At 62.9% G+C, this 26,327-nt stretch carries 24 protein-coding genes and 5 tRNA genes; all 29 read right to left on the reverse strand.

The features are described from left to right. Positions 1-5: 5 nt before the first annotated feature. The 29 genes from rplB to MCIT9_RS00675 all read right to left on the reverse strand — a co-directional run bounded on the left by rplB (position 6) and on the right by MCIT9_RS00675 (position 26,242). Entirely contained in the window at positions 6-830 is an 825-nt protein-coding gene (gene rplB, locus MCIT9_RS00535) for a 50S ribosomal protein L2 (protein WP_317705510.1), read from the reverse strand. Positions 831-868: 38 nt separating this feature from the next. Continuing rightward, positions 869-1,162 (reverse strand): 50S ribosomal protein L23, encoded by a 294-nt coding sequence (gene rplW / locus MCIT9_RS00540; RefSeq protein WP_317705511.1) that lies wholly within the window; start codon positions 1,160-1,162, stop codon positions 869-871. Continuing rightward, the gene (rplD, locus tag MCIT9_RS00545; RefSeq protein WP_317705512.1) at positions 1,159-1,782 is read right to left on the reverse strand and encodes a 50S ribosomal protein L4; all 624 of its coding nucleotides are present in this window, start codon (positions 1,780-1,782) and stop codon (positions 1,159-1,161) included. The genes rplW and rplD overlap by 4 nt, the downstream gene beginning before the upstream one ends. A 6-nt stretch (positions 1,783-1,788) precedes the next feature. Then, positions 1,789-2,436: a 50S ribosomal protein L3 gene (gene rplC / locus MCIT9_RS00550; protein ID WP_317705513.1), complete on the reverse strand. Its 648-nt coding sequence runs from the start codon at positions 2,434-2,436 to the stop codon at positions 1,789-1,791. An 11-nt stretch (positions 2,437-2,447) separates the two neighbouring features. Then, positions 2,448-2,762 (reverse strand): 30S ribosomal protein S10, encoded by a 315-nt coding sequence (gene rpsJ / locus MCIT9_RS00555; RefSeq protein WP_286290983.1) that lies wholly within the window; start codon positions 2,760-2,762, stop codon positions 2,448-2,450. A gap of 7 nt (positions 2,763-2,769) precedes the next feature. Next, positions 2,770-3,963 carry an elongation factor Tu gene (tuf, locus tag MCIT9_RS00560; RefSeq protein WP_317705514.1) on the reverse strand — a complete coding sequence of 398 codons (1,194 nt, stop codon included), beginning with the start codon at positions 3,961-3,963 and terminating at the stop codon, positions 2,770-2,772. 48 nt (positions 3,964-4,011) lie between these two features. Then, positions 4,012-6,108, reverse strand: a complete 2,097-nt coding sequence (gene fusA / locus MCIT9_RS00565; RefSeq protein WP_317705515.1) for an elongation factor G — start codon at positions 6,106-6,108, stop codon at positions 4,012-4,014. Positions 6,109-6,138: 30 nt separating this feature from the next. After that, positions 6,139-6,606, reverse strand: a complete 468-nt coding sequence (gene rpsG, locus MCIT9_RS00570) for a 30S ribosomal protein S7 (RefSeq protein ID WP_317705516.1) — start codon at positions 6,604-6,606, stop codon at positions 6,139-6,141. 20 nt (positions 6,607-6,626) lie between these two features. Further along, the gene (rpsL, locus tag MCIT9_RS00575) at positions 6,627-7,001 is read right to left on the reverse strand and encodes a 30S ribosomal protein S12 (protein WP_286290979.1); all 375 of its coding nucleotides are present in this window, start codon (positions 6,999-7,001) and stop codon (positions 6,627-6,629) included. A gap of 213 nt (positions 7,002-7,214) precedes the next feature. Next, positions 7,215-11,420, reverse strand: coding sequence for a DNA-directed RNA polymerase subunit beta' (rpoC, locus tag MCIT9_RS00580; protein ID WP_317705517.1), 4,206 nt, complete (start codon positions 11,418-11,420; stop codon positions 7,215-7,217). A gap of 49 nt (positions 11,421-11,469) precedes the next feature. Next, on the reverse strand, positions 11,470-15,549 hold the full coding sequence (gene rpoB / locus MCIT9_RS00585) for a DNA-directed RNA polymerase subunit beta (RefSeq protein ID WP_317705518.1): 4,080 nt from the start codon (positions 15,547-15,549) through the stop codon (positions 11,470-11,472). A 212-nt stretch (positions 15,550-15,761) separates the two neighbouring features. Continuing rightward, complete coding sequence (gene rplL, locus MCIT9_RS00590; RefSeq protein WP_286294075.1) at positions 15,762-16,142, reverse strand: 50S ribosomal protein L7/L12; 381 nt, start codon at positions 16,140-16,142, stop codon at positions 15,762-15,764. 53 nt (positions 16,143-16,195) lie between these two features. Further along, positions 16,196-16,723 carry a 50S ribosomal protein L10 gene (gene rplJ / locus MCIT9_RS00595; RefSeq protein ID WP_317705519.1) on the reverse strand — a complete coding sequence of 176 codons (528 nt, stop codon included), beginning with the start codon at positions 16,721-16,723 and terminating at the stop codon, positions 16,196-16,198. Positions 16,724-16,907: 184 nt separating this feature from the next. Continuing rightward, complete coding sequence (rplA, locus tag MCIT9_RS00600) at positions 16,908-17,603, reverse strand: 50S ribosomal protein L1 (protein ID WP_317705520.1); 696 nt, start codon at positions 17,601-17,603, stop codon at positions 16,908-16,910. A gap of 1 nt (position 17,604) precedes the next feature. Beyond that, on the reverse strand, positions 17,605-18,036 hold the full coding sequence (rplK, locus tag MCIT9_RS00605; protein ID WP_317705521.1) for a 50S ribosomal protein L11: 432 nt from the start codon (positions 18,034-18,036) through the stop codon (positions 17,605-17,607). Between the two features lie 53 nt (positions 18,037-18,089). After that, complete coding sequence (nusG, locus tag MCIT9_RS00610) at positions 18,090-18,623, reverse strand: transcription termination/antitermination protein NusG (protein WP_479724328.1); 534 nt, start codon at positions 18,621-18,623, stop codon at positions 18,090-18,092. A 4-nt stretch (positions 18,624-18,627) separates the two neighbouring features. Continuing rightward, complete coding sequence (gene secE / locus MCIT9_RS00615; RefSeq protein ID WP_317705523.1) at positions 18,628-18,987, reverse strand: preprotein translocase subunit SecE; 360 nt, start codon at positions 18,985-18,987, stop codon at positions 18,628-18,630. 72 nt (positions 18,988-19,059) lie between these two features. Next, positions 19,060-19,135: transfer RNA gene (locus MCIT9_RS00620), tRNA-Trp, on the reverse strand. Between the two features lie 56 nt (positions 19,136-19,191). Further along, positions 19,192-20,385, reverse strand: coding sequence for an elongation factor Tu (gene tuf, locus MCIT9_RS00625; protein ID WP_317705514.1), 1,194 nt, complete (start codon positions 20,383-20,385; stop codon positions 19,192-19,194). A gap of 47 nt (positions 20,386-20,432) precedes the next feature. Continuing rightward, positions 20,433-20,508: transfer RNA gene (locus MCIT9_RS00630), tRNA-Thr, on the reverse strand. 23 nt (positions 20,509-20,531) lie between these two features. Next, a tRNA-Gly gene (locus MCIT9_RS00635) sits at positions 20,532-20,605 on the reverse strand. Between the two features lie 16 nt (positions 20,606-20,621). Then, a tRNA-Tyr gene (locus tag MCIT9_RS00640) sits at positions 20,622-20,706 on the reverse strand. Positions 20,707-20,748: 42 nt separating this feature from the next. Further along, positions 20,749-21,339 (reverse strand): aminoacyl-tRNA hydrolase, encoded by a 591-nt coding sequence (gene pth / locus MCIT9_RS00645; protein WP_422880202.1) that lies wholly within the window; start codon positions 21,337-21,339, stop codon positions 20,749-20,751. An 11-nt stretch (positions 21,340-21,350) separates the two neighbouring features. After that, complete coding sequence (locus tag MCIT9_RS00650) at positions 21,351-21,980, reverse strand: 50S ribosomal protein L25/general stress protein Ctc (protein ID WP_317705525.1); 630 nt, start codon at positions 21,978-21,980, stop codon at positions 21,351-21,353. A gap of 21 nt (positions 21,981-22,001) precedes the next feature. After that, positions 22,002-22,952 carry a ribose-phosphate diphosphokinase gene (locus MCIT9_RS00655; protein WP_317705526.1) on the reverse strand — a complete coding sequence of 317 codons (951 nt, stop codon included), beginning with the start codon at positions 22,950-22,952 and terminating at the stop codon, positions 22,002-22,004. 44 nt (positions 22,953-22,996) lie between these two features. Further along, positions 22,997-23,071, reverse strand: a tRNA-Gln gene (locus MCIT9_RS00660). A gap of 9 nt (positions 23,072-23,080) precedes the next feature. Beyond that, positions 23,081-23,929, reverse strand: a complete 849-nt coding sequence (gene ispE, locus MCIT9_RS00665; protein ID WP_317705527.1) for a 4-(cytidine 5'-diphospho)-2-C-methyl-D-erythritol kinase — start codon at positions 23,927-23,929, stop codon at positions 23,081-23,083. Then, positions 23,916-24,515: a lipoprotein insertase outer membrane protein LolB gene (lolB, locus tag MCIT9_RS00670; RefSeq protein ID WP_317705528.1), complete on the reverse strand. Its 600-nt coding sequence runs from the start codon at positions 24,513-24,515 to the stop codon at positions 23,916-23,918. Before lolB ends, ispE begins: the two co-directional genes overlap by 14 nt. Beyond that, positions 24,512-26,242 carry a tetratricopeptide repeat protein gene (locus tag MCIT9_RS00675; RefSeq protein WP_317705529.1) on the reverse strand — a complete coding sequence of 577 codons (1,731 nt, stop codon included), beginning with the start codon at positions 26,240-26,242 and terminating at the stop codon, positions 24,512-24,514. The genes lolB and MCIT9_RS00675 overlap by 4 nt, the downstream gene beginning before the upstream one ends. Positions 26,243-26,327 lie beyond the last annotated feature (85 nt).

Below are 26,327 nucleotides of genomic sequence, written 5' to 3' on the forward strand. Positions count from 1 at the left end.
TTGAATTACTTCGCCTTGCGCCGCCGCACAATCATCTTGTCGGTACGCTTGTTGCGGCGGGTCTTGTAACCTTTGGTCGGCTGTCCCCAGGGCGAAGTCGGGTGCTTGCCCTTGTTGCGGCCTTCACCCCCGCCGTGCGGATGGTCGACCGGGTTCATGGCCACCCCGCGCACCGTGGGCCGGCGGCCACGCCAACGGCTGGCCCCTGCCTTCCCCAGGGAAATCAGATTATGCTCGGAATTGCCCACCTCACCGATGGTGGCCTTGCAGTCGATGTGAACCTTGCGCATCTCGCCGGAGCGCAGCCGCAGGGTGGCGTAGATGCCCTCTTTGGCGAGCAGCTGTGCCGACGCCCCGGCGCTGCGGGCCAGCTGGGCGCCCTTGCCGGGCTTGAGCTCGATGCAGTGCACCTGGGTACCCACCGGCATGTTGCGCAGGGGCATGCAGTTGCCCACCTTCACTGGTACTTCGCGGTCGGACAGGATTTCCTGCCCCACCTGAAGCCCCTTGGGCGCGATGATGTAACGGCGCTCGCCGTCCCGATACAGGATCAGAGCGATGTGGGCGCTGCGGTTGGGATCGTATTCGATCCGCTCCACCCTGCCGGGGATGCCGGTTTTGTCGCGCTTGAAATCGATGATCCGATAACGCCGCTTGTGGCCACCACCGCGATGGCGGGTGGAAATCCGGCCGGCGTTGTTGCGCCCGCCGCTCTTGGTCAGTTTCTCCACCAGAGGTTCGTAGGGCTCTCCCTTCCACAACCCCTCGGTCTTGACGTACACCACGAAACGGCGCCCGGGAGAAGTCGGCTTACATTTGACAATTGCCATGATCGGTCTCTCGCCTCGTTACCTTGGAATCCGCCGCATCAGGCTGCGGACAGATCGATTTCATGTCCCGGCTTCAGGCGCACATAGGCCTTCTTCCAGTCGGGACGCTTACCCATGATGCGGCCGAAGCGCTTGGTCTTGCCTTTCATGTTGAGCAGACGCACTTCATCGACTTCGACATCGAACAGCTGTTCCACCGCCTTCTTCACCTGAAACTTGGTAGCATCCCTGCGAACCTTGAACACAAAGCAGTTTTCGCTGTCCGCCAGGCGGGTGCTCTTTTCCGAGATGACCGGCGCCACCAGCACCTTCATCAGTTCTAGCTGACTCATGCCAAACGCTCCTCTAGAATCTTGGCCGCCGCCGCGGTCATCACCACCTTGTCCGCCGCAACCAGGGAAACCGGATCGACGCGGGCGGCTTCGCTGACCTGCACGTTGGGCACGTTGCGCACCGCCCGCTCCAGTACCGGATTCTCCGCCTCGACCAGGATCAACACCCGGCGGCCCAATTCATATTCCCGTAACTTTCCGGCAATAACCTTGGTCTTAGGCTCGCTGGGGATCAGGTCGGCGCTGACGCCCAGCCGCTGCTGGCGCAGCAGCTCGGACAGAATGGCCCGCATGCCGGCCCGGTACATTTTTTTGTTCAGTTTCTGGTGAAACGTGCGCGGGGAAGCTGCGAAGGTCACACCACCGCCACGCCAGATCGGGCTGCGGATGCTGCCGGCCCGGGCCCGGCCGGTGCCTTTCTGGCGCCAGGGTTTCTTGCCGCCGCCGCTGACAGCAGAGCGGTTCTTCTGGGCCTTGGTACCGGCACGACCGTTGGTCAGGTAGGTCGTCACCAGCTGGTGAACCAGCGGCTCGTTGAACTCCCGGGCGAACACGGCCTCGGAAACGCTGACCGGCTGCGCCGAGTCCTTTGCGTGAATAACTGGAATTTCTACACTCATGGCTGGTTATCCCTTCTTCGCTTTGACCGCCGGCCGCACGAGCACATCGGCCCCCTTGTGACCCGGCACGGCGCCTTTGACCAACAGCAGGTTGCGATCCTTATCGACAGCCACGACCTTCAGATTCTGCACCGTACGGCGGACGTTGCCCAGATGCCCGGCCATGCGCTTGCCCTTGAACACCCGTCCCGGCGTCTGACACTGGCCGATGGAGCCGGGAACCCGGTGGGACAGGGAGTTGCCGTGACTGGCATCCTGACTGTTGAAATTGTGGCGCTTGATCGTGCCGGCAAAACCCTTACCGATCGTGGTACCCGTGACATCGATGAGCTGACCTTCGCTGAAGATCTCAACGCCGATGGTGGCGCCAACCTCCAGATCCTCACCCTCGCCCGCCTCGAGACGGAATTCCCACAGGCCGCGCCCCGGCTCGACGCCGTTCTTGGCGAAATGCCCGGCTTCCGGCTTGGTCAACCGCGACGGTTTCTTGCTGCCCGCGGTCACCTGGACCGCGCGATAGCCATCCTTTTCCTCGGTGCGCAGCTGGGTGACGCGGTTGACGTCAACCTCGATCACGGTGACCGGTACGGATTGACCATCCTCGGTGAAGATCCGGGTCATGCCCCGTTTACGCCCGACTACTCCAATCGTCATGGCACCCATCCTCAATTCAGCTTGATTTGCACATCGACACCCGCCGCCAGATCGAGCTTCATCAGCGCGTCTACGGTCTTGTCGGTGGGCTCGACGATGTCGATCAGACGCTTGTGGGTCCGGATCTCGTACTGGTCACGCGCGTCCTTGTTGACGTGCGGCGAGATCAGGACCGTATAGCGCTCCTTTCGGGTCGGCAGCGGGATGGGACCCAGCACCTGGGCCCCGGTCCGCTTCGCGGTTTCGACGATTTCCTGGGTGGATTGCTCGACCAGACGATGGTCGAAACCTTTCAACCGAATACGAATACGTTGGCGTTTATCCATGGATAGGTCACTCGATGATCTTGGAAACCACGCCGGCGCCGACGGTGCGGCCGCCCTCGCGAATCGCAAACCGCAGGCCTTCTTCCATGGCAATCGGCGCAATCAGCTTCACCGTGATCTTGACGTTGTCGCCAGGCATCACCATCTCCACACCTTCCGGCAGCTCCACCGCGCCGGTCACGTCAGTGGTCCGGAAGTAGAACTGCGGCCGGTAGCCGTTGAAGAACGGGGTGTGACGCCCACCTTCGTCCTTGGACAGTACGTACACTTCGGCTTCGAAGTGGGTGTGCGGGGTGATGCTGCCGGGTTCGGCAAGCACCTGGCCGCGTTCAACTTCGTCACGCTTGGTGCCGCGCAGCAGCACGCCTACGTTGTCGCCGGCCACCCCTTCGTCCAGCAGCTTGCGGAACATTTCCACGCCGGTGACGGTGGTCTTGGTGGTGGGACGCAGGCCGACAATCTCGACTTCGTCACCCACCTTGACCTTGCCGCGTTCAATTCGGCCGGTCACCACGGTGCCGCGGCCGGAAATCGAGAACACGTCTTCGATCGGCATCAGGAAGGGCTGGTCGATGGGACGCTCCGGCTCGGGAATGTATTCGTCCATCGCTTCCATCAGCTTGAGGATCGAGGGCACCCCGATCTCGCTCTGGTCCCCTTCCAGGGCCTTGAGGGCGCTGCCGATCACCACCGGCACGTCGTCTCCCGGGAAGTCGTAGCTGCTGAGCAGTTCGCGCACTTCCATCTCGACCAGTTCGAGCAGTTCTTCGTCGTCCACCATGTCGGCCTTGTTCAGGTAAACGACGATGTAGGGAACCCCCACCTGGCGGGCCAGCAGAATGTGCTCGCGGGTCTGGGGCATGGGACCGTCCGCCGCGGACACCACCAGAATGGCGCCGTCCATCTGCGCCGCTCCGGTGATCATGTTCTTGACGTAGTCGGCGTGACCCGGGCAGTCCACGTGGGCGTAGTGACGCTTGGCGGTCTCGTATTCCACGTGGGCGGTGGCGATGGTAATCCCGCGCTCGCGCTCTTCCGGGGCGTTGTCAATCTGGCTGTAGTCCTTGAACTCCGCACCCTGGAAATGCTCCGCAGACACCTTGGTCAGCGCCGCCGTCAGCGTCGTCTTGCCATGGTCCACGTGCCCAATCGTCCCCACATTCACGTGCGGCTTGGTCCGCTCAAACTTCTGCTTGGCCACTGCTCTACCTCTCTTAACTCAAAGATCCAACGATTTGCAAAAACTGTCTCAGGAAGACGCCTTCTTGACGATTTCCTCGGTCACGCTGGCCGGCGCCTCGGCGTACTTCTCGAACTGCATGGTGTAGCTCGCCCGCCCCTGGGTCAGGGAGCGCAGGTCGGTGGCGTAGCCGAACATCTCGGCCAGCGGCACCTCGCAGCGAATGACCTTTCCGGTCGGAACGTCCTCCATGCCCTGCACCATGCCGCGGCGGCGGTTGATGTCGCCGACCACGTCGCCCATGTATTCTTCCGGCGTCACCACCTCGACCCGCATGATCGGCTCCAGCAGGACCGGATCGGCCTTCTTGGCGCCTTCCTTGAAGGCCATGGAACCGGCGATCTTGAAGGCCATTTCGCTGGAGTCCACCTCATGGTAGGAACCGTCGAATAGGGTGACCTTGACGTCGACCACCGGATAGCCGGCGATCACGCCGCTTTCCATCGCCTCCTGCACCCCCTTGTCCACGGCCGGGATGTAGTCCTTGGGCACCACGCCGCCGACGATGGCGTTGACGAACTCGTAACCCTTGCCGCGCTCCTGGGGTTCGATGCGCAGCCAGACGTGACCGTACTGGCCGCGGCCACCGGTCTGGCGCACGAACTTGCCTTCCTGCTCCACCGACTTGCGGATGGTTTCCCGGTAGGCCACCTGGGGCGCCCCGACGGCCGCCTCGACGTTGAATTCCCGCTTCATGCGGTCGACGATGATCTCCAGGTGCAGCTCGCCCATGCCGGAGATGATGGTCTGGCCGGATTCCTCATCGGTGTGGACGCGGAAGGAGGGGTCCTCCTGGGCCAGCTTCTGCAGCGCCACGCCCATCTTCTCCTGGTCGGCCTTGGTCTTGGGCTCCACCGCCACCGAGATCACCGGCTCTGGGAACTCCATCTTCTCCAGGGTGATGACAGCCTTGGGATCGCACAGGGTGTCGCCGGTGGCAACATCCTTGAGGCCGATGGCGGCGGCGATGTCACCAGCGCGCACTTCCTTGATTTCGTCCCGGTGATTGGCGTGCATCTGCACAATTCGACCAATGCGCTCCCGCTTGTGCTTGAGGGAGTTGTAGACGGTGTCGCCGGAGTTGACCACCCCGGAATAGACCCGGAAGAAGGTCAGGGCACCGACGAAGGGATCGGTGGCGATCTTGAACGCCAGGGCGGCAAAGGGCTCGTCGTCGCTGGCCTTGCGCTCCACCTCGTTGCCGTTTTCGTCGGTGCCTTTCACCGCCGGGATGTCCACCGGCGACGGCAGGTATTCGATGACCGCATCCAGAAGCGCCTGCACGCCCTTGTTCTTGAAGGCGCTGCCGCACAGGGCCGGAACGATCTCGCCGGCGAGGGTGCGGGCGCGCAGGCCGCGCTTGATTTCCTCGGTGGTCAGCTCGCCTTCCTCGAGATATTTGTCCATCAGCTCGTCATCGGCTTCGGCGGCGGCCTCGACCATCTTTTCGCGCCATTCCTCGCAAGCGGCGACCATGTCTTCCGGGATGTCGCGCTCCTCGAAGCGGTTGCCCTTGGTTTCCTCGTCCCAGTAGATGGCCTTCATCTTGATGAGATCGACAACGCCCTCGAAATTCTCTTCGGCGCCGATGGGCAGCTGGAGCGGCACCGGATTGGCCCCGAGACGGTCTTTGATCTGGCCGACCACGCGCAGAAAGTCGGCACCCTGGCGGTCCATCTTGTTGACGAAGGCCAGCCGCGGCACGCCGTATTTGTTAGCCTGGCGCCAGACGGTTTCGGACTGGGGTTCGACCCCGCCCACGGCGCAGAACACGGCACAGGCCCCATCGAGCACGCGCAGGGAACGTTCCACCTCGATGGTGAAGTCCACGTGTCCCGGGGTATCGATAATGTTGATGCGGTGTTCGGGGAACTGGCGTTCCATGCCGCTCCAGAAGCAGGTGGTTGCGGCCGAGGTGATGGTGATGCCGCGTTCCTGCTCCTGCTCCATCCAGTCCATGACGGCCGCACCATCGTGGACCTCGCCGATCTTGTGGGAAACCCCGGTGTAGAACAGAATGCGCTCGGTCGTGGTCGTCTTACCGGCATCGATGTGGGCCATGATGCCGATGTTGCGATATCTTTCGATGGGAGTTGTGCGTGCCACTGCTGCTAAACCTTAAAAACTTGAAACAAATTACCAGCGATAATGAGAGAAAGCCTTGTTGGCTTCCGCCATCCGGTGTGTGTCTTCGCGCTTCTTGACGGCGGCGCCGCGGTTCTCCACGGCGTCCAGCAGCTCACCGGCCAGGCGCTGGGGCATGGTCTTCTCGCTGCGCTTGCGGGCGGCATCGATGATCCAGCGCATACCGAGAGAGCGGCGACGGTCGGGACGCACCTCCACCGGAACCTGGTAGGTCGCCCCACCCACACGGCGGGATTTGACCTCCACCACCGGCTGCACGTTTTCCAGCGCCTTGACCAGCACACCCAGGGCATCTTCGTGCCCCTTGCTTTCGATGATGTCGAGCGCGCCGTAGACGATGCGCTCGGCCAGCGATTTCTTGCCGCTGACCATGACCATGTTGATGAACTTCGCCACGGTTTCGTCACCGAAACGCGGATCCGGCAGGATCTGCCGCTTCTCTGCTGCCCTTCTTCTCATCGCTGCCTACTCGAAATGGATTAACTTTTGGGTTTCTTGGCGCCGTATTTGGAACGCCCCTGACGCCGGCCGTCGACACCGGCGCAGTCCAGGGCGCCGCGAATGACGTGGTAACGCACACCCGGCAGGTCCTTGACACGACCGCCGCGGATCAGCACCACGGAGTGCTCCTGCAGGTTGTGCCCCTCGCCCCCGATGTAACTGGTCACTTCAGCACCGTTCGTGAGCCGCACACGCGCCACCTTGCGCAGGGCGGAGTTCGGCTTTTTTGGCGTGGTGGTATAGACTCGGGTACAGACGCCGCGCTTCTGGGGACAGGCGTCCAGCGCAGGAACGTTACTCTTTTCCTTCTTGCGGACCCGAGGTTTTCTAACCAACTGGTTGATTGTGGCCATACCTGTTAAAACTCCCTACAACCTTCGAACGGCACTGAAACGGATAAATTCTTCAAGCGTAAAAAGCGCTTAACCCCCTTCCTGCTTTCCTTCTCGTCAGATCAAGCGCTTAGGGGTGTAAGCGGCTTCCAGCTGAAAGCCGGGTATTCTAGAAAGAAAAGCGCCCGCTGTCAACAGCGGGCGCTGGAATCACACCGGGACCCCGATGGGGGATCAGTCGGGGTTGAGCGCCTTCTTCAACGCCTCCTCGACCTTCTCCACATCGAGCGCCTCCGTCTCGGGCGCCGTCGGCACTGCCATGGCCCGCTTGCGCCGGCGCTCGCGGTGATAGGCCAGTCCCGTACCCGCCGGGATCAGGCGGCCGACGATGACGTTCTCCTTGAGGCCGTGGAGATCGTCGCGCAGACCGCGGACCGCCGCGTCGGTGAGCACGCGGGTGGTTTCCTGGAAGGAGGCGGCGGAGATGAAGGACTCGGTCGCCAGCGAAGCCTTGGTGATCCCCAGCAGGACCGGCTCGAACTTCGCCGGACGCTGGCCTTCCTTTTCCAGCCGCTCGTTTTCCTCCAGGATCCGCGAACGCTCCACCTGCTCGCCGGCCAGATACGAAGTGTCGCCGGGATCGGTGATCTCGACCTTGCGCAGCATCTGGCGGATGATGACCTCGATGTGCTTGTCGTTGATCTTCACCCCCTGGAGACGATAGACGTCCTGAATTTCCTTCACCAGATAGGCAGTCAATGCCTCGACGCCACGCAGGCGCAGGATGTCGTGCGGGGTAAGCTCGCCTTCTACGAGGGTCTCCCCCTGTTCCACGAACTCGCCCTCGAACACCGTGATGTGGCGCCACTTGGGAATCAGGATCTCGTGCTGATTGCCCTCGGCATCGGTGATGATCAGGCGCCGCTTGCCCTTGGTTTCCTTGCCGAAGCTGACCGTCCCGGTAGCTTCGGCAAGGATGGCCGGATCTTTGGTCTTGCGGGCTTCGAACAGGTCCGCCACCCGCGGCAGACCGCCGGTGATGTCGCGGGTCTTGCTCGACTCCTGCGGGATGCGGGCGAGGATATCCCCCACTTCCACCCGGTCACCATCGCGGATGTTGACGATGGCGCCGCCCGGCAGGAAATACTGCGCCGGAATCTCGGTGCCGGGGATGTAAACGTCGTTGCCTTCCTCGTCCACCAGTTTGATCATGGGCCGCAGATCGCGTCCGGCCGCCGGACGCACCTTGGGGTCGAGCACCACCATCGAACTCAGACCGGTGACCTCGTCCACCTGCTCGCGTACCGTGACCCCTTCGATGAAGTTCTCGAGCCGGACGATCCCGCTCACTTCGGTGATCACCGGGTGGGTGTGGGGATCCCAGGCGGCCGCCACGTCACCGGGCTTGACCTGGGAGCCGTCCTCGACGTTGAGGATGGCCCCGTAAGGCACCTTGTAACGCTCGCGCTCGCGGCCCTGCTCGTCGATGACGCTGATCTCGCCGGAGCGCGACACCGCCACCAGCTTGCCTTCGCGGTTGCGCACGGTCTTGAGATTGCTGAGACGGATGACGCCAGAGGATTTGACCTCGATGCTGGAGACCGCCGCCGCCCTAGACGCCGCCCCGCCGATGTGGAAGGTGCGCATGGTCAGCTGGGTCCCCGGCTCGCCGATGGACTGGGCGGCGATGACCCCGATGGCCTCGCCCACGCTGACCAGATGCCCGCGGCCCAGATCGCGGCCGTAACAAATGGCGCAGACCCCGTAGCGGGTTTCGCAGGTGATGACCGAACGCACCAGCACCTCCTCGACGCTGTGGGACTGCAACACCTTGACCCAGCGCTCGTCCAGCAACGTGCCTGCCGGGACGAGTACTTCGTGACTCTTGGGGTCGCGCACGTCCTCAGCCACCACCCGGCCCAGCACCCGTTCGGACAGGGGTTCGACCACGTCCCCCCCCTCGATGATCGGCTGCATGGTGATCCCCCGGGTGGTGCCGCAGTCCTTCTCGGTCACCACCAGGTCCTGGCCCACGTCCACCAGGCGCCGGGTCAGATAGCCGGAGTTGGCGGTCTTGAGGGCAGTGTCCGCCAGGCCCTTGCGGGCGCCGTGAGTGGAAATGAAGTACTGGAGGACGTTCAGCCCTTCGCGGAAGTTGGCGGTGATCGGCGTCTCGATGATGGAACCGTCAGGCTTGGCCATCAGACCGCGCATCCCCGCCAGCTGACGGATCTGGGCGGCGGAACCACGGGCGCCGGAGTCGGCCATCATAAAGATGGAGTTGAACGACTTCTGCCGCACCGTGTTGCCCTCGGCGTCGGTCACTTCCTCCTCGCCCAGCGCCTTCATCATCGCCTTGGCCACTTCCTCGTTGGCCCGCGACCAGATGTCCACCACCTTGTTGTAGCGCTCCCCGTCGGTCACCAGCCCCTGTTCGTACTGGCGCTGGATTTCCATGACCTCCTTTTCCGCTTCGCGGATGATCTGCTCTTTTTCCTGCGGGATCACCATGTCGTTGATACCGAAGGACACCCCGGCGCGGGTGGACTGCAGGAACCCTAAGTACATGAGCTGGTCGGCGAACACCACCGTGGCCTTGAGGCCCAGATTGCGGTAGCAGACGTTGATGACGTTGGAGATCGCCTTTTTGGTCATATCCTGGTTGATCAGGTCGTAGGGCAGCCCCTCGGGGACGATGTCCCAGATCAGCGCCCTGCCTGCGGTGGTATCCACAAGGCGGCGGCGCTCGGTCATGCTGCCGTCTTCCTCCTTGACCTTCTCGTCGATCCGCAGCTTGATCCTGGCGTGCAGGTCCACCGCCTTGTGGTCGAGGGCGCGGCGCACCTCATCCACGTTGGCGAACACCATCCCTTCGCCCCTCGCGTTGACACGCTCGCGGCTCATGTAATAGAGCCCGAGGACGATGTCCTGGGTCGGGTGAATGATGGGCTCGCCGTTGGCGGGCGAGAGGATGTTGTTGGAGGACATCATCAACGCCCGGGCCTCCAGCTGCGCCTCCAGCGACAGCGGCACGTGGACCGCCATCTGGTCGCCGTCGAAATCGGCGTTGAAGGCGGTGCACACCAGCGGGTGAAGCTGGATCGCCTTGCCCTCGATCAACACCGGCTCGAACGCCTGGATGCCGAGGCGGTGCAGGGTCGGGGCGCGGTTGAGGAGCACCGGGTGCTCGCGGATGACGTCGTCGAGCACGTCCCACACCTCCGGCTCCTCACGCTCGACCATGCGCTTGGCGGCCTTGATGGTGGTGGCGATACCGCGGGCTTGGAGCTTGCCGAAAATGAACGGCTTGAACAGCTCCAAGGCCATCTTCTTGGGCAGGCCGCACTGGTGCAGGCGCAGGGTCGGCCCCACCACGATCACGGAACGGCCGGAGTAGTCGACGCGCTTGCCCAGCAGGTTCTGGCGGAACCGCCCCTGTTTGCCCTTGATCATGTCGGCCAGGGACTTGAGCGGACGCTTGTTGGTGCCGGTGATGGCGCGGCCGCGGCGACCGTTGTCGAGCAGGGCGTCCACCGCCTCCTGGAGCATGCGGCGCTCGTTGCGGACGATGATATCCGGGGCGTTGAGCTCCAGCAGCCGGCGCAGGCGGTTGTTGCGGTTGATCACCCGGCGGTACAGATCGTTGAGATCGGAAGTGGCGAAACGGCCGCCGTCCAGGGGCACCAGGGGGCGCAGGTCCGGCGGCAGCACCGGCAGCACCGTCAGGATCATCCACTCCGGCCGGTTGTTGGAGTTGATGAAGGCCTCGATCAGCTTGAGACGCTTGGACAGCTTGCGGATCTTGGTCTCCGAGCCGGTGGCCTCGATCTCCTCGCGGATGCGGGCGGCCTCGGCCTTCAGGTCCATGGTGCGCAGCAGTTCCTGGACCGCTTCGGCGCCCATGCCGGCCTTGAAGTCGTCGCCGTACTGCTCCACGGCCTCCAGGTATTCCTCATCGGTGAGAAGCTGGCCCCGTTCCAGCGGGGTCAGGCCCGGATCGGTGACCACGAAGCATTCGAAATAGAGGATCCGCTCCACCTGCACCATGGTCATGTCGAGCATTAGGGCGATGCGCGACGGCAACGACTTGAGGAACCAGATGTGCGCCACCGGGCTGGCCAGCTCGATGTGCCCCATGCGCTCGCGCCGGACCTTGGCCAGCGTTACCTCGACCCCGCACTTCTCGCAGATGACGCCGCGGTGCTTGAGGCGCTTGTACTTGCCGCACAGGCATTCGTAGTCGTTGATCGGGCCGAAGATCTTGGCGCAGAACAGGCCGTCCCGCTCCGGTTTGAAGGTGCGGTAGTTGATGGTCTCCGGCTTCTTGACCTCGCCGTAGGACCATGAACGGATCATGTCCGGAGAAGCCAGTCCGATGCGGATGGCATCGAACTCTTCCACCTGACTCTGCTTCTTCAGGATTTTGATCAGATCTTTCAAAGCTTCAGCTCCCGCTAGATTGGTGAACTCGGAACTCGATCACGGACCGTCAGTCCTGCTCCAGTTCGATATTGATGGCCAGGGCACGGATCTCCTTGATCAGCACCTTGAAGGACTCCGGCATACCGGCTTCCATGCGGTAGTCGCCATCGACGATGTTCTTGTACATCTTGGTGCGACCGGTGACGTCGTCCGACTTGACCGTGAGCATCTCCTGCAGGGTGTAGGCCGCCCCGTAGGCTTCCAGGGCCCAGACCTCCATCTCCCCGAACCGCTGACCGCCGAACTGGGCCTTGCCCCCCAACGGCTGCTGGGTCACCAGGCTGTAAGGCCCGGTGGAACGGGCGTGCATCTTGTCGTCCACCAGGTGGTTCAGCTTGAGCATGTACATGTAGCCCACGGTGACGTCGCGGTCGAAGGCATCGCCGGTACGGCCGTCGAACAGCCGGGTCTGGCCGCTGTCGGGAAGATCGGCCAGGCGCAGCATGGACTTGATCTCCTCTTCGGTAGCGCCGTCGAACACCGGCGTCGCCATCGGCACCCCCTCCTTGAGGTTGTGGGCCAGTTCCACGATCTCTTCGTCGCTGAGGCTGTCGAGATCCTCCCTGCGGCCGGTCCGGTTGTAGACCTGCTCCAGGAATTCGCGCAGTTCATGCACCTTGGCCTTGGCCTCGAGCATGCGGCCGATCTTCAGCCCCAGACCGCGGGCGGCCCAGCCCAGGTGGGTTTCGAGCACCTGCCCCACGTTCATGCGCGAGGGCACCCCCAAGGGATTGAGGACAATGTCCACCGGGGTGCCGTCCTCCAGGTAGGGCATGTCCTCCACCGGCACGATCTGGGAGATCACCCCCTTGTTGCCGTGGCGGCCGGCCATCTTGTCGCCGGGCTGGATGCGGCGCTTGACCGCGAGATAGACCTTGACCATCTTCAACACCCCGGGCGGCAGATCGTCGCCCATGGTGATCTTGGCCTTCTTCTCCTCGAAACGCTGGTCCATCTCCTTGCGCAGTTTCTCCAGCTGCTCGGCCACCGCCTCGAGCTGGACATTGATGTCTTCATCCTGAAGGCGGATCCGCAGCCATTCCTCCGGCTTGAGGCCATCGAGATAGTCCTGGGTAATCTCGGTTCCCGGCGCCAGCCCCTTCGGCCCCTGCTCGGCCACCTTGCCCAGCAGCATCTGGCGCACCCGCTCGAAGGTGTCCTGCTCGACGATCTTGAGCTGGTCGTCGAGGTCCTTGCGTACCTTCTCCAGCTGCGCCTGCTCGATGGCCTTGGCGCGGGCATCCTTTTCCACCCCGTCGCGGGTGAACACCTGGACGTCGATCACCGTCCCCGCCATCCCGGAAGGCACCCGTAGGGAGGTGTCCTTCACGTCGGAGGCCTTCTCACCGAAGATGGCCCGCAGCAGCTTCTCCTCCGGCGTCAGCTGGGTTTCCCCTTTCGGGGTCACCTTGCCCACCAGAATGTCGCCTTCCTTGACCTCGGCACCGATATAGACGATGCCGGACTCGTCCAACTTGGCCAGGGCCGCCTCGCTGACATTGGGGATGTCGGCGGTGATCTCCTCCGGTCCCAGCTTGGTGTCGCGGGCGACGCAGGTCTTCTCCTCGATGTGAATGGTGGTGTAACGGTCCTCCTCCACCACCCGCTCGGAGATCAGGATCGAATCCTCGAAGTTGTAACCGTGCCAGGGCATGAAGGCCACCAGCAGGTTCTGCCCCAGGGCCAGTTCCCCCATGTCGGTGGAGGCACCGTCGGCGAGGATGTCGCCCCGGGCGATGCGGTCACCCGGCGTCACCAGCGGCTTCTGGTTGATGCAGGTGTTCTGGTTGGAGCGGGTGTACTTGGTCAGATTGTAGATATCGACCCCCGGTTCGCCTGGCTCGGTTTCGTCGTCGTTGACCCGCACCACGATGCGGGCCGCATCCACCGACACCACCTCGCCCCCGCGGCGTGCCACCACCGTGGCACCGGAATCGCGGGCGACGATGCGTTCCATCCCGGTCCCCACCAGGGGCTTCTGGGAACGCAGCATCGGCACCGCCTGACGCTGCATGTTGGAGCCCATGAGGGCACGGTTGGCGTCGTCATGCTCCAGGAACGGAATCAGGGAGGCCGCCACCGAGACGATCTGCTTGGGGGAGACGTCCATGTACTGGATCATCTCCGGCGAGGCCAGGGTGAATTCGTTCTTGTGCCGGCAGGACACCATCTCGTCCACGAGGCGTCCTTCCTCATCCACCGTGGCGCCGGCCTGGGCGATCATGTACTCGCTTTCCTCGATGGCCGAAAGATAATGGATCTCGTCGGTCACCCTGCCGTCCACCACCTTGCGGTAGGGGGTCTCCAGGAAGCCGTACTCGTTGGCCCGGGCGTAGACCGCCAGGGAGTTGATCAGGCCGATGTTGGGGCCTTCCGGGGTTTCGATCGGACACAGGCGGCCGTAGTGGGTCGGATGCACGTCGCGGACCTCGAAACCGGCACGCTCACGCGACAGCCCTCCCGGCCCCAGGGCCGAGACCCGGCGCTTGTGGGTCACTTCCGACAGCGGGTTGTTCTGGTCCATGAACTGGGACAGCTGGCTGGAGCCGAAGAATTCCTTGATTGCCGCCACCACCGGCTTGGTATTGATCACCTCCTGGGGCGTGAAATCCTCGCTGGCGGCCAGGGTCAGGCGTTCCTTCACCGCCCGCTCGACCCGCACCAAGCCGATGCGGAACTGGTTTTCCACCATCTCACCGACGCTGCGCACCCGGCGGTTGCCCAGATGGTCGATGTCGTCCACCTGGCCTTTGCCGTTGCGGATGTTGATGAGTTCCTTGAGAACATCGATGATGTCCTCCTGGGTCAGGACCCGGGGACCTTCGGTTTCCTTGCGTCCCAGGCGCAGATTGAGCTTCATCCGCCCCACTTCGGAGAGGTCGTAGCGCTCCGGGGAGAAGAACAGGTTCTCGAACAGCGTTTCAGCCGCTTCCTGGGTGGGCGGCTCGCCCGGACGCATCATGCGGTAGATCTCGACCAGCGCCTCCAGCCGGGTGGTGGTGTGATCGATCTTCAGGGTGTTGGAAATGTACGGCCCGCGGTCGAGCTCGTTGACGTAGAGGGTCTCGATCCTGTCGATTCCCTTTTCGATCAGGGTTTCCAGCAACTCCGGCGTGATCTCGGTGTTGACCGCGGCGATCAGCTCCCCGGTTTCCCGGTCAACGAGGTTATGGGCCAGGATCTTGCCGTAAAGGTATTCCGGCGGCACCACCAACTGTGTGAGTCCGGCCTTCTTCATCTGGCGGATGTGCTTGGGGGTGATGCGCCGCCCCTCCTCGACGAGTACGGTGCCGTCGTCGAGCTTGATGTCGAAAGGCGCGATCTCCCCGCGCAGGCGCTCGGGAATCAGGTCGAGAACGATCCGGTCCTTGCTCAGGTGGAACGTGTCGGTCTCGAAGAACATGCGGATCATCTGCTCGTTGTCGAAACCGAGCGCCCGCAGCAGTACCGTCGCCGGCAGCTTGCGGCGGCGGTCGATACGCACGTAGACGATGTCCTTGTGGTCGAATTCGAAATCGAGCCAGGAACCGCGATAGGGAATCACCCGGGCGTTGAACAACAGCTTGCCGGAGGAATGGTTCTTGCCCCGGTCGTGGTCGAAGAACACCCCCGGCGAACGGTGCAACTGGGACACCACCACCCGTTCGGTGCCGTTGATGACAAAGGTGCCGTTCTCGGTCATCAGCGGCAGTTCGCCCATGTAGACTTCCTGCTCCTTGATGTCCCTGACAACCTTGCTGCTTGCCGGTGAATTCTTGTCGTACAGCACCAGGCGCACCTTGACCCGCAGCGGCGCCGCATAGGTCGCCCCGCGCAGCTGACATTCCTTGACGTCGAAAGTGGGCTCGCCCAGGCGGTAACTCACGTATTCGAGCGCGGCGTAGCCGTTGTGGCTCTCGATCGGAAACACCGACTTGAAGGCCGCGTGCAGCCCCTTGTCGGCACGCTGATCAGGACGCTTGTCCGCCTGGAGGAACTGCCGGTATGATTCAATCTGGGTTTGGAGCAGATAGGGAACGTCGAGAACTTCGGGACGTTTGGCAAAGCTCTTGCGAAGTCGCTTTTTCTCGGTGAACGAATAGGCCATAGCGGTTCCTTAAGATCCTGCGAAGAATTGGGTTGCCTGGGGGATGGTCAGTCCGCCGGTATGAAATACAGTGAGATCGTCTTTGACCACAAGCGCTCGCTCAACCTAACGAATGCTGCATGCTGCCTCCGTGTTGTTTCTGTCATTCAAGCGGGAAAAGGCCGGCAGTCGAAACTGCCAGCCATCCCTAAAAGCAACGCGTGGAAATGCGCTTATTTGATTTCGACAGAAGCGCCCGCCTCTTCCAGTTGCTTCTTGATTTCTTCTGCCTCTTCCTTGCTGACGCCTTCCTTGACCGGCGCCGGGGCGCCTTCGACCAGCGCCTTGGCTTCCTTCAGGCCCAGGCCGGTGATGCCACGGACCGCCTTGATGACCGCCACCTTGTTGGAACCGAAGCCGGTCAGAACGACATCGAACTCGGTCTTTTCCTCGGCCGCACCGCCGGCTTCGCCACCGCCGGCAACGGCGACCGCCGCCACAGGGGCTGCCGCGGAAACACCGAACTTCTCTTCCATGGCCTCGATCAGATCCACCACTTCCATGACGGTCATGTTCGCGATCGCATCCAGGATTTCTTCTTTAGACAGAGCCATTGTTTTTACACTCCAAAATTTGCAACAGTTTTAATGACAACCCAATGCCCGGATCACGCCGCCTGCTTTTGATCGCGCACGGCAGCGAGGGTCCGTACCAGTTTCGCGTGGGGCTCGGCCAGCGTTCTCACCAGTTTCTCCACCGGCGCCTTCATCACGCCCATCAGCATGCTGATGGCCTGTTCCTTGGTGGGCAGGCTGGCCAGACGTTCCAGTTCCTCCGGACCGTAAACCTTGCCGCCCACGGCGACCAGTTTGGGCTGCAGGTGCTCGTGTTCTTTCAGGAATTCCTTGATGACACGGGCAGCCGAACCCGGTTCTTCCAGTGAAAACGCATACAGCAGGGGACCGACCAGCTTGTCGTTCATGCAGGCGTAGTCGGTACCCTCCAGCGCACGACGCGCCAGCGTGTTTTTCACCACGCGAAGGTACACCTGGGACTCCCGGGCCTTCTTCCGCAGCTCGGTCATTTCCGGCACCGTCAGACCCCGGTATTCCGCGGCGATGGCGGAATGGGCCTTGGCGGCGACTTCGGAGACCTCGGCCACGATGGCCTTTTTCTGTTCCAGTCTCAGTGCCACGTGATACCTCCGTTTGCCTCCCCCGGCAGTACCGGGGGATCACTCACGCACCCATAAAGGGCGCTCCCGTTACGGCTCCCCGTCCTTCTGGTCCGGTTCACCGTCTGCGCAGGCGATTAAGCGCTCACGCGCTCCTGCGGTCTTTGACGATCACCGGTCATCCGGCAATCCAAAGTCGTCAGAATCAGATATCCAGGGTGGACTGATCGATGGTCAAGCCTGGCCCCATGGTGGTTGAAAGGGAGACTTTCTTCAGATAGGTTCCCTTGCTGCTGGCCGGCTTGGCCTTCTTCAGGTCGGCAAGCAGGGCCTCGAGATTCTCCTTCAGGGCATTGACGTCGAAATCCACCTTGCCGATGGTGCAGTGGATGATACCCGCCTTGTCGGTGCGGTAACGCACCTGGCCGGCCTTGGCATTCTTCACTGCGGTGGCGACATCCGGCGTCACCGTGCCCACCTTGGGATTCGGCATCAGGCCGCGCGGCCCCAGAATTGGCCCCAGCTGACCGACGATGCGCATCGCGTCGGGACTGGCGATCACCACGTCGAAATCCAGATTGCCCTTCTTGACCTCTTCGGCCAGGTCTTCCATGCCGACGACATCGGCGCCGGCCTCCTTGGCCGCCTCGGCATTGGCCCCCTGGGCGAAAACCGCCACCCGCACGCTCTTGCCGGTTCCGTGAGGCAGCACCGTGGAACCCCGGACCACCTGGTCGGACTTGCGCGGATCGACCCCGAGGTTGACCGCCACATCCACGGACTCGGTGAACTTGACCGAGGACAGCTCCTTCAGCAGGTTAATAGCTTCCTCGACGGGATAGACCTGGGCGGGATCCACTTTCTCGCGGATCATCTTCATGCGTTTGGACAGCTTGGCCATGTCACACCCCCTCCACGTCGATGCCCATGCTGCGGGCGGTCCCGGCGATGGTCCGGACCGCGGCGTCCATGTCGGCGGCCGTCAGATCCGGTTCCTTGATCTTGGCGATCTCTTCCAGCTGCTCGCGGGTTACAGTGCCGATCTTCTCCAGATTGGGCACCGAGCTTCCCTTTTCCGCGCCCACGGCTTTCTTCAGCAGATATGAGGCCGGCGGGGTCTTGATGATGAAGGTGAAGCTGCGGTCGTTGTAGACCGTGATGATCACCGGCAGGGGCAACCCCTTCTCCATGCCCTGGGTCTGGGCGTTGAACGCCTTGCAGAACTCCATGATGTTGACGCCGTGCTGGCCCAGCGCCGGGCCTACCGGCGGGCTGGGATTGGCTTCCCCGGCCTTGACCTGCAGCTTGATGTAAGCCTCTACTTTCTTTGCCATGTTACGACTCTCCTAGGATGGGTACCAACGCCTTGCGGCTCCCCGGATGGCAGTCAGACCTTCTCGACCTGACTGAAATCGAACTCAACCGGCGTCTGCCGGCCGAAGATGACGACCGAAGCCTTGAGCTTGTTCTTTTCGTAGTCGACTTCCTCGACCACGCAGGTGAAATCCTTGAACGGCCCCTCGATGATGCGCACCACCTCGCCGGGCTCGAACAACACCTTGGGCCTGGGCTTGCTGAGACCCTCCTCCACCCGGGCCAGGATCGCTTCGGCTTCCTCGTCGGAAATGGGCGCCGGCTTCTCCGGCGTGCCGCCGATGAATCCCAGCACGTTGGGGATGCTGCGCACCAGGTGCCAGGTCTTGTCGTTCATTTCCATCTGCACCAGCACGTAACCGGGGAAGAACTTGCGATCGGTCTTACGCCGCTGGCCCATGCGCATCTCGATCACTTCCTCAGTCGGCACCAGAATCTTGCCGAAATACTTTTCCAGGCCCGCTTGTTTGATACGCTCTTCCAGGGAGCGCTTGACCTGATTCTCGTAGTTTGAATAGGTATGTACGACGTACCAACGCATCGCCACGGACTTACCCCCCCTGACCGGTCAGCAGCTTCACCAGCCACAGGAACAGGGAATCGAAGAGCCACAGGATCAGGCCCACGATCACCACCATCACCACCACCATCAGGGTGGTATGGATGGTTTCCTGGCGGGTCGGCCAGGTCACCTTGCGCAGCTCCGCGCGTGCTTCCTGAATGAAGCTCCACAGCATCTGCCCGGGTGCGGTAGCGAAGAACAGCCCCGCCGCCACCAGTACTATGCCGATCAGCGCCAGGGTGCGATAGAGGACGGAATACTCCGGATACCAGTAAAAGCCCACCACGCCTGCCGTCAGCAGCAGGACGGACAGAATCACCTTGACGAGATCGAAAGGGGAAAGTGACAAATCTTGAGACTGGGCCTGTGTTGTCATGGAATCAACCGTGTGGTGGGAGGAGAACCGATACCCAATAAAAAATGGCAGGCCAGGAGGGACTCGAACCCCCAACCTGCGGTTTTGGAGACCGCTGCTCTACCAATTGAGCTACTGACCTGTATCGCCTCAACCTGTGGCGCCGCCTGGGAAGCGGCGGCGCCTGTGTGCTAACAATTACTCGATGATCTTGGAAACCACGCCGGCGCCGACGGTGCGGCCGCCCTCGCGAATCGCAAACCGCAGGCCTTCTTCCATGGCAATCGGCGCAATCAGCTTCACCGTGATCTTGACGTTGTCGCCAGGCATCACCATCTCCACACCTTCCGGCAGCTCCACCGCGCCGGTCACGTCAGTGGTCCGGAAGTAGAACTGCGGCCGGTAGCCGTTGAAGAACGGGGTGTGACGCCCACCTTCGTCCTTGGACAGTACGTACACTTCGGCTTCGAAGTGGGTGTGCGGGGTGATGCTGCCGGGTTCGGCAAGCACCTGGCCGCGTTCAACTTCGTCACGCTTGGTGCCGCGCAGCAGCACGCCTACGTTGTCGCCGGCCACCCCTTCGTCCAGCAGCTTGCGGAACATTTCCACGCCGGTGACGGTGGTCTTGGTGGTGGGACGCAGGCCGACAATCTCGACTTCGTCACCCACCTTGACCTTGCCGCGTTCAATTCGGCCGGTCACCACGGTGCCGCGGCCGGAAATCGAGAACACGTCTTCGATCGGCATCAGGAAGGGCTGGTCGATGGGACGCTCCGGCTCGGGAATGTATTCGTCCATCGCTTCCATCAGCTTGAGGATCGAGGGCACCCCGATCTCGCTCTGGTCCCCTTCCAGGGCCTTGAGGGCGCTGCCGATCACCACCGGCACGTCGTCTCCCGGGAAGTCGTAGCTGCTGAGCAGTTCGCGCACTTCCATCTCGACCAGTTCGAGCAGTTCTTCGTCGTCCACCATGTCGGCCTTGTTCAGGTAAACGACGATGTAGGGAACCCCCACCTGGCGGGCCAGCAGAATGTGCTCGCGGGTCTGGGGCATGGGACCGTCCGCCGCGGACACCACCAGAATGGCACCGTCCATCTGCGCCGCTCCGGTGATCATGTTCTTGACGTAGTCGGCGTGACCCGGGCAGTCCACGTGGGCGTAGTGACGCTTGGCGGTCTCGTATTCCACGTGGGCGGTGGCGATGGTAATCCCGCGCTCACGCTCTTCCGGGGCGTTGTCAATCTGGCTGTAGTCCTTGAACTCCGCACCCTGGAAATGCTCCGCAGACACCTTGGTCAGCGCCGCCGTCAGCGTCGTCTTGCCATGGTCCACGTGCCCAATCGTCCCCACATTCACGTGCGGCTTGGTCCGCTCAAACTTCTGCTTGGCCATGAGAACTCGATCCTCTTAATTATCTTACGATGGCATCGATAAAAAAATGGAGCCCATAACCGGACTTGAACCGGTGACCTCTTCCTTACCAAGGAAGTGCTCTACCGACTGAGCTATATGGGCTGTGAAACGCAAACCCCGCATTTTGGAGCGGGTGATGGGAATCGAACCCACGTCATCAGCTTGGAAGGCTGAGGTTCTACCATTGAACTACACCCGCACAAACCTTCCCAATCTGGTGGAGGGGGGAGGATTCGAACCTCCGAAGGCGAAGCCGCCAGATTTACAGTCTGGTCCCTTTGACCGCTCGGGAACCCCTCCCGACTAAAGAGCGCATTATTGTTTCCGATCCCCGCGTGGCTGTCAACCCTTTGGGCCGAATTTCTGCGCCGCTTGCGCGTGAAGGCGATTCATGGCCTTCTCGACCCCTTCATCGAGCAACAGTGGCAGACAGTCCGCCGCCCGCGCGATGGCCGCCGTGATCGCCGCCCGTTCCTCATTGGAGGGCCGCCCCAGAACGTAGTCGGTGACCGAACCGTGACGGGGACGGCCGATGCCTATCCGCAGCCGCACAAAGTCACGTCGCCCCAGATGCTGCACGATGCTGCGGAGACCGTTGTGCCCGCCGTGGCCGCCGTCCACCTTGAGGCGCACCTCGCCGGCGGGGAAATCCAGCTCATCGTGGGCGACCAGCAGCTGCGGCGCCTCGATGCCGAAATAACGGCACACCGCCGTGACCGGCCCGCCGCTGCGGTTCATGAACTGGCCCGGCTTGAACAGACGCACCGCCTCGCTGTGGTGAAAGAACTGCCCCAACCAACCGCCGAAACGCGCCTCCCAGCGCAGATCCACCCCTTCGCGCCGGGCCACCTCGTCCACAAACCAGAACCCGGCATTATGCCGGGTTCTTTCATACTGTCTGCCGGGGTTCCCCAACCCCGCAATCAGGACAATTCCGGTCAAACTCAGGCTTCACCAGCGGCTTCTTCGCCTTCGCCGCTTTCCCCGCTTTCGGTTTCGACCCGCGGCGGCAGAATGGTGACGACCGGCGCGTCGGCACCGTGCAGCAGCTCAACCACTTTGGCCCCTTCCGGCAGCTTCAGCTCGGACAGGTGGATGGATTCGCCGACATCCAGATTCGCCAGATCCACTTCGATGAACTCAGGCAACTGGCCGGGCAGACAGGCGATTTCCACTTCCACCAAGTGATGGTTGACGATACCGCCCTTCTTTACGCCGACGGACGTATCTTCGTTGACGAAATGCAGCGGCACATGGACCCGGATCTCCTCGTCCGCATAGACGCGCTGAAAGTCCAGATGCAACACCGCCTCCTTGCTCGGATGCCGCTGGACCTCCTTCAGAATCGCCTGCACCGGCGCCTGGCCCGGAATCTTCAGGGTCAGGATGTGGGAATACACCGCCTCCTGTTCCAGGTTCTTGTCCACCTGAGGCTTGGACAGCGTCAGCGGCAACGGCTGTTCCTCACCACCATACAACACTGCGGGAATCTTCAACTCACGCCGCAACCTGCGGGCCGCACGGGTGCCGGCCTCGGACCTGACTTCCGCCTCGAACTCGAAACTCACTTCCATCTTGATCGCTCCCAAAAAAACTTAATCCACATACAAAGAACTGACCGACTCGCCAACCGCAATGCGGCGGATGGTTTCGGCCAACATGTCCGCCACGCTCAGCTGCCGGATCTTGGGACACGCCGCCGCCTCGCGGCGCAACGGAATGGTGTCGGTGACCACCAGCTCGTCCAGTTGCGAAGCGCCGATGTTGTCCACCGCCGGCCCTGACAGCACCGGGTGGGTACAGTAGGCCACCACCCGCACGGCCCCCTGCGCCTTGAGCGCGGCCGCCGCCTGGCACAGGGTGCCGGCGGTATCCACCAGATCGTCCACCAGGATGCAGGTCCGCCCCTCGACCTCGCCGATGATGTTCATCACCTGGGCCTCGTTGGCCTTGGGCCGGCGCTTGTCGATGATGGCCAGGTCCGCGTCTCCCAAGCGCTTGGCCAGGGCCCGGGCCCGGACCACCCCGCCCACGTCCGGCGACACCACGATCTGGTTGTCGTACTTCTGCCGCCAGATGTCGCCCAAAAGCAGGGGCGAGGCGTAAACGTTGTCCACCGGGATGTCGAAGAACCCCTGCACCTGGTCGGCGTGCAGGTCCACGGTCAACAGCCGGTCCACCCCGGCGGCGGAAATCATCTTCGCCACCAGCTTGGCGGTGATCGGCACCCGCGCCGACCGCGGCCGCCGGTCCTGACGGGCATAACCGAGATAGGGAATCACTGCTGTGATCGTCCCCGCCGAGGCCCGCCGCAGGGCGTCGACGATGATCAGCAGTTCCATGAGGTTGTCATGGGGCATGTGGGTGGACTGGATGACGAAGATTTCCCGGCCGCGGACGTGCTCCTCGATCTCGACCGCGATCTCGCCGTCACTGAAACGTCCCACCGACGCCAGCCCCAACCGCATGCCGAGCCGCTCGACGATGTGCTGCGCCAGAGGCCGGTTGGCGTTGCCGGAAAAAATCATGAAGCTGGCATCGCCCATGACGCCACCTCTGCCGAATGCATTGCGGGATGAATGGACAGGATTGGCTGGGGCGCCAGGATTCGAACCTGGGAATGCGGGGATCAAAACCCCGTGCCTTACCGCTTGGCGACGCCCCATTGGATCTTTCATCGTAACTGTGCCAGTTTGTCGAGCAACGGCGAGCGATTCAAACCTCGGGCGACCTGGACCCGCCAACGCCGCGCCAACGCCGCAGCCACCGCTTCCGCCCGGTCACGCTCCGGAAACGCCGCATACACACAGGCACCGGTGCCCGTCAGACGGGGCTGACCATGGCGCGCCAGGTCGGCCAGCGCCGCATCCACCTGGGGATACAGCCGCCGCACGACCGGCAGGAAGTCGTTGCCACACAGCCCGGCGAGAAAGTCGGATATTTTGGCAGGCGGGCTGTTTCTTGTCAAATCTTCCGCCCCGAACACCGCCGCTGTCGCCACCTCGCAGGGAGGGACGAGGATCACGTACCAGGGCTGGGGAGGTTCCACCGGCGTCAGCCGCTCACCGACCCCTTCGGCCCAGGCCGCCACCCCCTTGATGAAAACCGGCACGTCGGCGCCAAGCTCGACCCCCACTTCCAGCAATGCTGTCTCGCTCAATCCCAACCCCCACAGGGCATTGAGCGCCACCAGCACCGTGGCCGCATCGGAGCTGCCGCCCCCCAGCCCGCCGCCCATGGGCAGGCGCTTGTCCAAGCGGATCTCCACCCCGCGCCGCACCCCGGTCAAACGCTGCAGCGCGCGGGCGGCGCGCACGGTCAGATCACGATCCGGAGGCACCCCCGGCAGCGGCGTCGCCAGCACCACCTGATCGTCATCGCGCCAGCGAAAGTGCAGGCTGTCGGCCCAATCGACGAACTGGAACACCGTCTGCAGCAGGTGGTAACCGTCGGGCCGGCGGCCGACGATCCGCAGCATCAGGTTCAACTTGGCAGGCGCCGGCCAGTTTTCAAGTTCGGTCACGGTCGATTTCCCAGCGATCGATCAACAATTTCACACGCACCCCATCAGGACCCAACAACCGCAGTTTCGTCGGCAACGCTCCTGCGGTAACGACCCCATAGGCCAGATAGTCGACCTCCCAACCCTGTTGCCGCAGCCGCCGCAACCGCCCGGCCGGGTCGTGCTCGACGGCGGCCGGGCCGGGTGCGGCCAGCCCCAGAACCCAGTAACGCAATGCCGTCAGCGGCACGGCGACGCCCAGCACCTGGTGCAGCAAATGGTTGGGATCGGCCGATTCCAGCATCCGGCCATCGGGATAGCGCAGCCGGATCCAGCCGGGGCCCGCCTCGACCACCGCCCCACCCTGGCCGAAGGGACCGCTCAGAACCAGACGGTCCAACCCCTGCCCGTGTTCCCAGCGCAGATGGCCGTGCCAGCTGTCGCGGCCGCCGCTGACACCGATCCGGCCCTGCAGCTGCCAGGGATGCTCGATCAGCCCGGAACGCCAGCGGCGCTCGGCCTCGCCCACAGCGGGCAAAGGAGGCTTGTGCCAGCCGGCGCAACCCGCCAGCGCCAACAGCAGCAACAACAGCGGAATGCGGTTCACGGTACCAGGCGGTCCGCCACCCGTTTGCGGAATCTGGCCACCCGCGGATCGTCGCCCGCTTCGGCAAGCGCCTTGCGCCATACCTTCCGGGCTTTGTCGCGTTGCCCCAGGGCCCAGTAGACCTCGCCTAAGTGGTAGGCGATCTCCGGATCCGGATTGGCGGCATAGGCGCGCTGCAGGTATTCCAGCGCCTGGGAATAATGGCCGAGCCTGTACTGCAGCCAGCCGTAGCTGTCGAGGACGGCGGGATCGTCGGGTTTGAGGCGGATGGCCTTCTCCAGATAGGTTCTGGCCTCGTCAAGCGGCCCCTGATATTCCAGCAGAGTGTAGCCCAGGGCATTGAGCAGATTGGGATCATCGGGCTTCTTCTCCAGCGCCGCCCGCAGGTCGGCGATGGCCTGGTGGGGTTTGCCCATCTGTTCGGCCACCAGGGCGCGAGCATAGAGCAGGTCGGGGTGGGCGGGGAAATCCGCCAGGGCCTGGGTGAGGGCATCGAAGGCGGCCTGCAGCCGCCGGGCCTGGGTCAGGATCTCCGCTTTGAGCAGATGCAGCTGCAGGCGGAATTTGGGATAGCGGTCGTACAGGGTTTCGATGCGCCGCAGCGCCTCGTCGATCCGCTTCAGCTTGGCCAGGGCCATCACGGCGTTGACGCGGGCATCGAAGCCGAGCTTATCGTCCTTGACCTTGTCGAACCAGGCCAGCGCTTCCTGATAGCGGTGGTGACGCAACGCGATCCGCCCCAGATAGGAATAGGCTTCGACGCGCCACTTGGGCTGCTTGAGCAGGCGCCGCAGTGTTGTCTCCGCGACCTTGTCCCTGCCCTGCTGCAGATTTACCAGGGCGTAGGCGTAGAGGGCGTCCGGATGGTCCGGATCGCGCTTGAGGATCCGTTTCAGTTCCGCCTCGGCCGCCTCGAAATCCTTGAGTTTCAGCAGCAATTGGGCGTAAAGCAGACGCAATTGCAGATCGTCGGGATGCTCGCGCACCAGGTCGCGCAATATCCGCCGGGCCTTGTCGGATTCCCCGAGCTGGGTCAGGAGATGGCTTTGCAACAACCGCAGGCGGGTCGACTCCGGTTGCAGTTTCACCGCCCGGCTCACCTGCGCCAGGGCCTTGCGGACGTCCCCCTGGCGCAGCGCCAGCATCGCGTGGGCGTACAGCACTTCCGGAGCGTCGGCGAAATGCCGGCTCACCTGCGCCATCACCGCCGCCGCCACCTTCTTGTCCACGCTGCGGTCCATATAACGGAGGATTTCCATCAGCACCTCGGTGCGCCGGGACGGCGGGGTCAGGGTCAGGAGGCGGATGAAATGGGCGGCGGCCGCGTCGGCCTCTCCCTGACGCAGCGCCAGTATCAACGCCAGCTCGTGGGCGTCCGGGGAATCGGGCGCCTGCTGCAGCCAGCGCCTGACCGCCTCGGCCGCCTTGTCGTATTGCTTCAGATACAGGGCGATGCGGGCGGCGCGTTCGGCGACCCGGGGATCGGGAACTTTGTCCAGCACCTGCAGGTAAAGCTTCAGGGCCAGCGGATAATCGCCCCGCCGGCCCGCCAGTTCCGCCGCCAACAGAGCGTAGAGAATGTCGCTCTTGATGGCGGAAGCCTTATCGACGTGCTTGATCTCCAGAATCGGCTCGGCAAAGGCTGGCGGCGAGGTTTCGCGTTTGAGCGCCTGACAGCCGGAAAACACGAGAACGGCAATGAAAAGGGAAACGAGGCGTATGATCACGGACAGCTTCCTTATCCTGATGCGGGCGGGTCCGCCCGCAGGACGGGGCGAACAGTTGGTTTAATTATATTTTGTTTTTACAATG

The sequence above is a fragment of the Methylomarinovum caldicuralii genome, from assembly GCF_033126985.1.
Lineage (GTDB): Bacteria > Pseudomonadota > Gammaproteobacteria > Methylococcales > Methylothermaceae > Methylohalobius > Methylohalobius caldicuralii.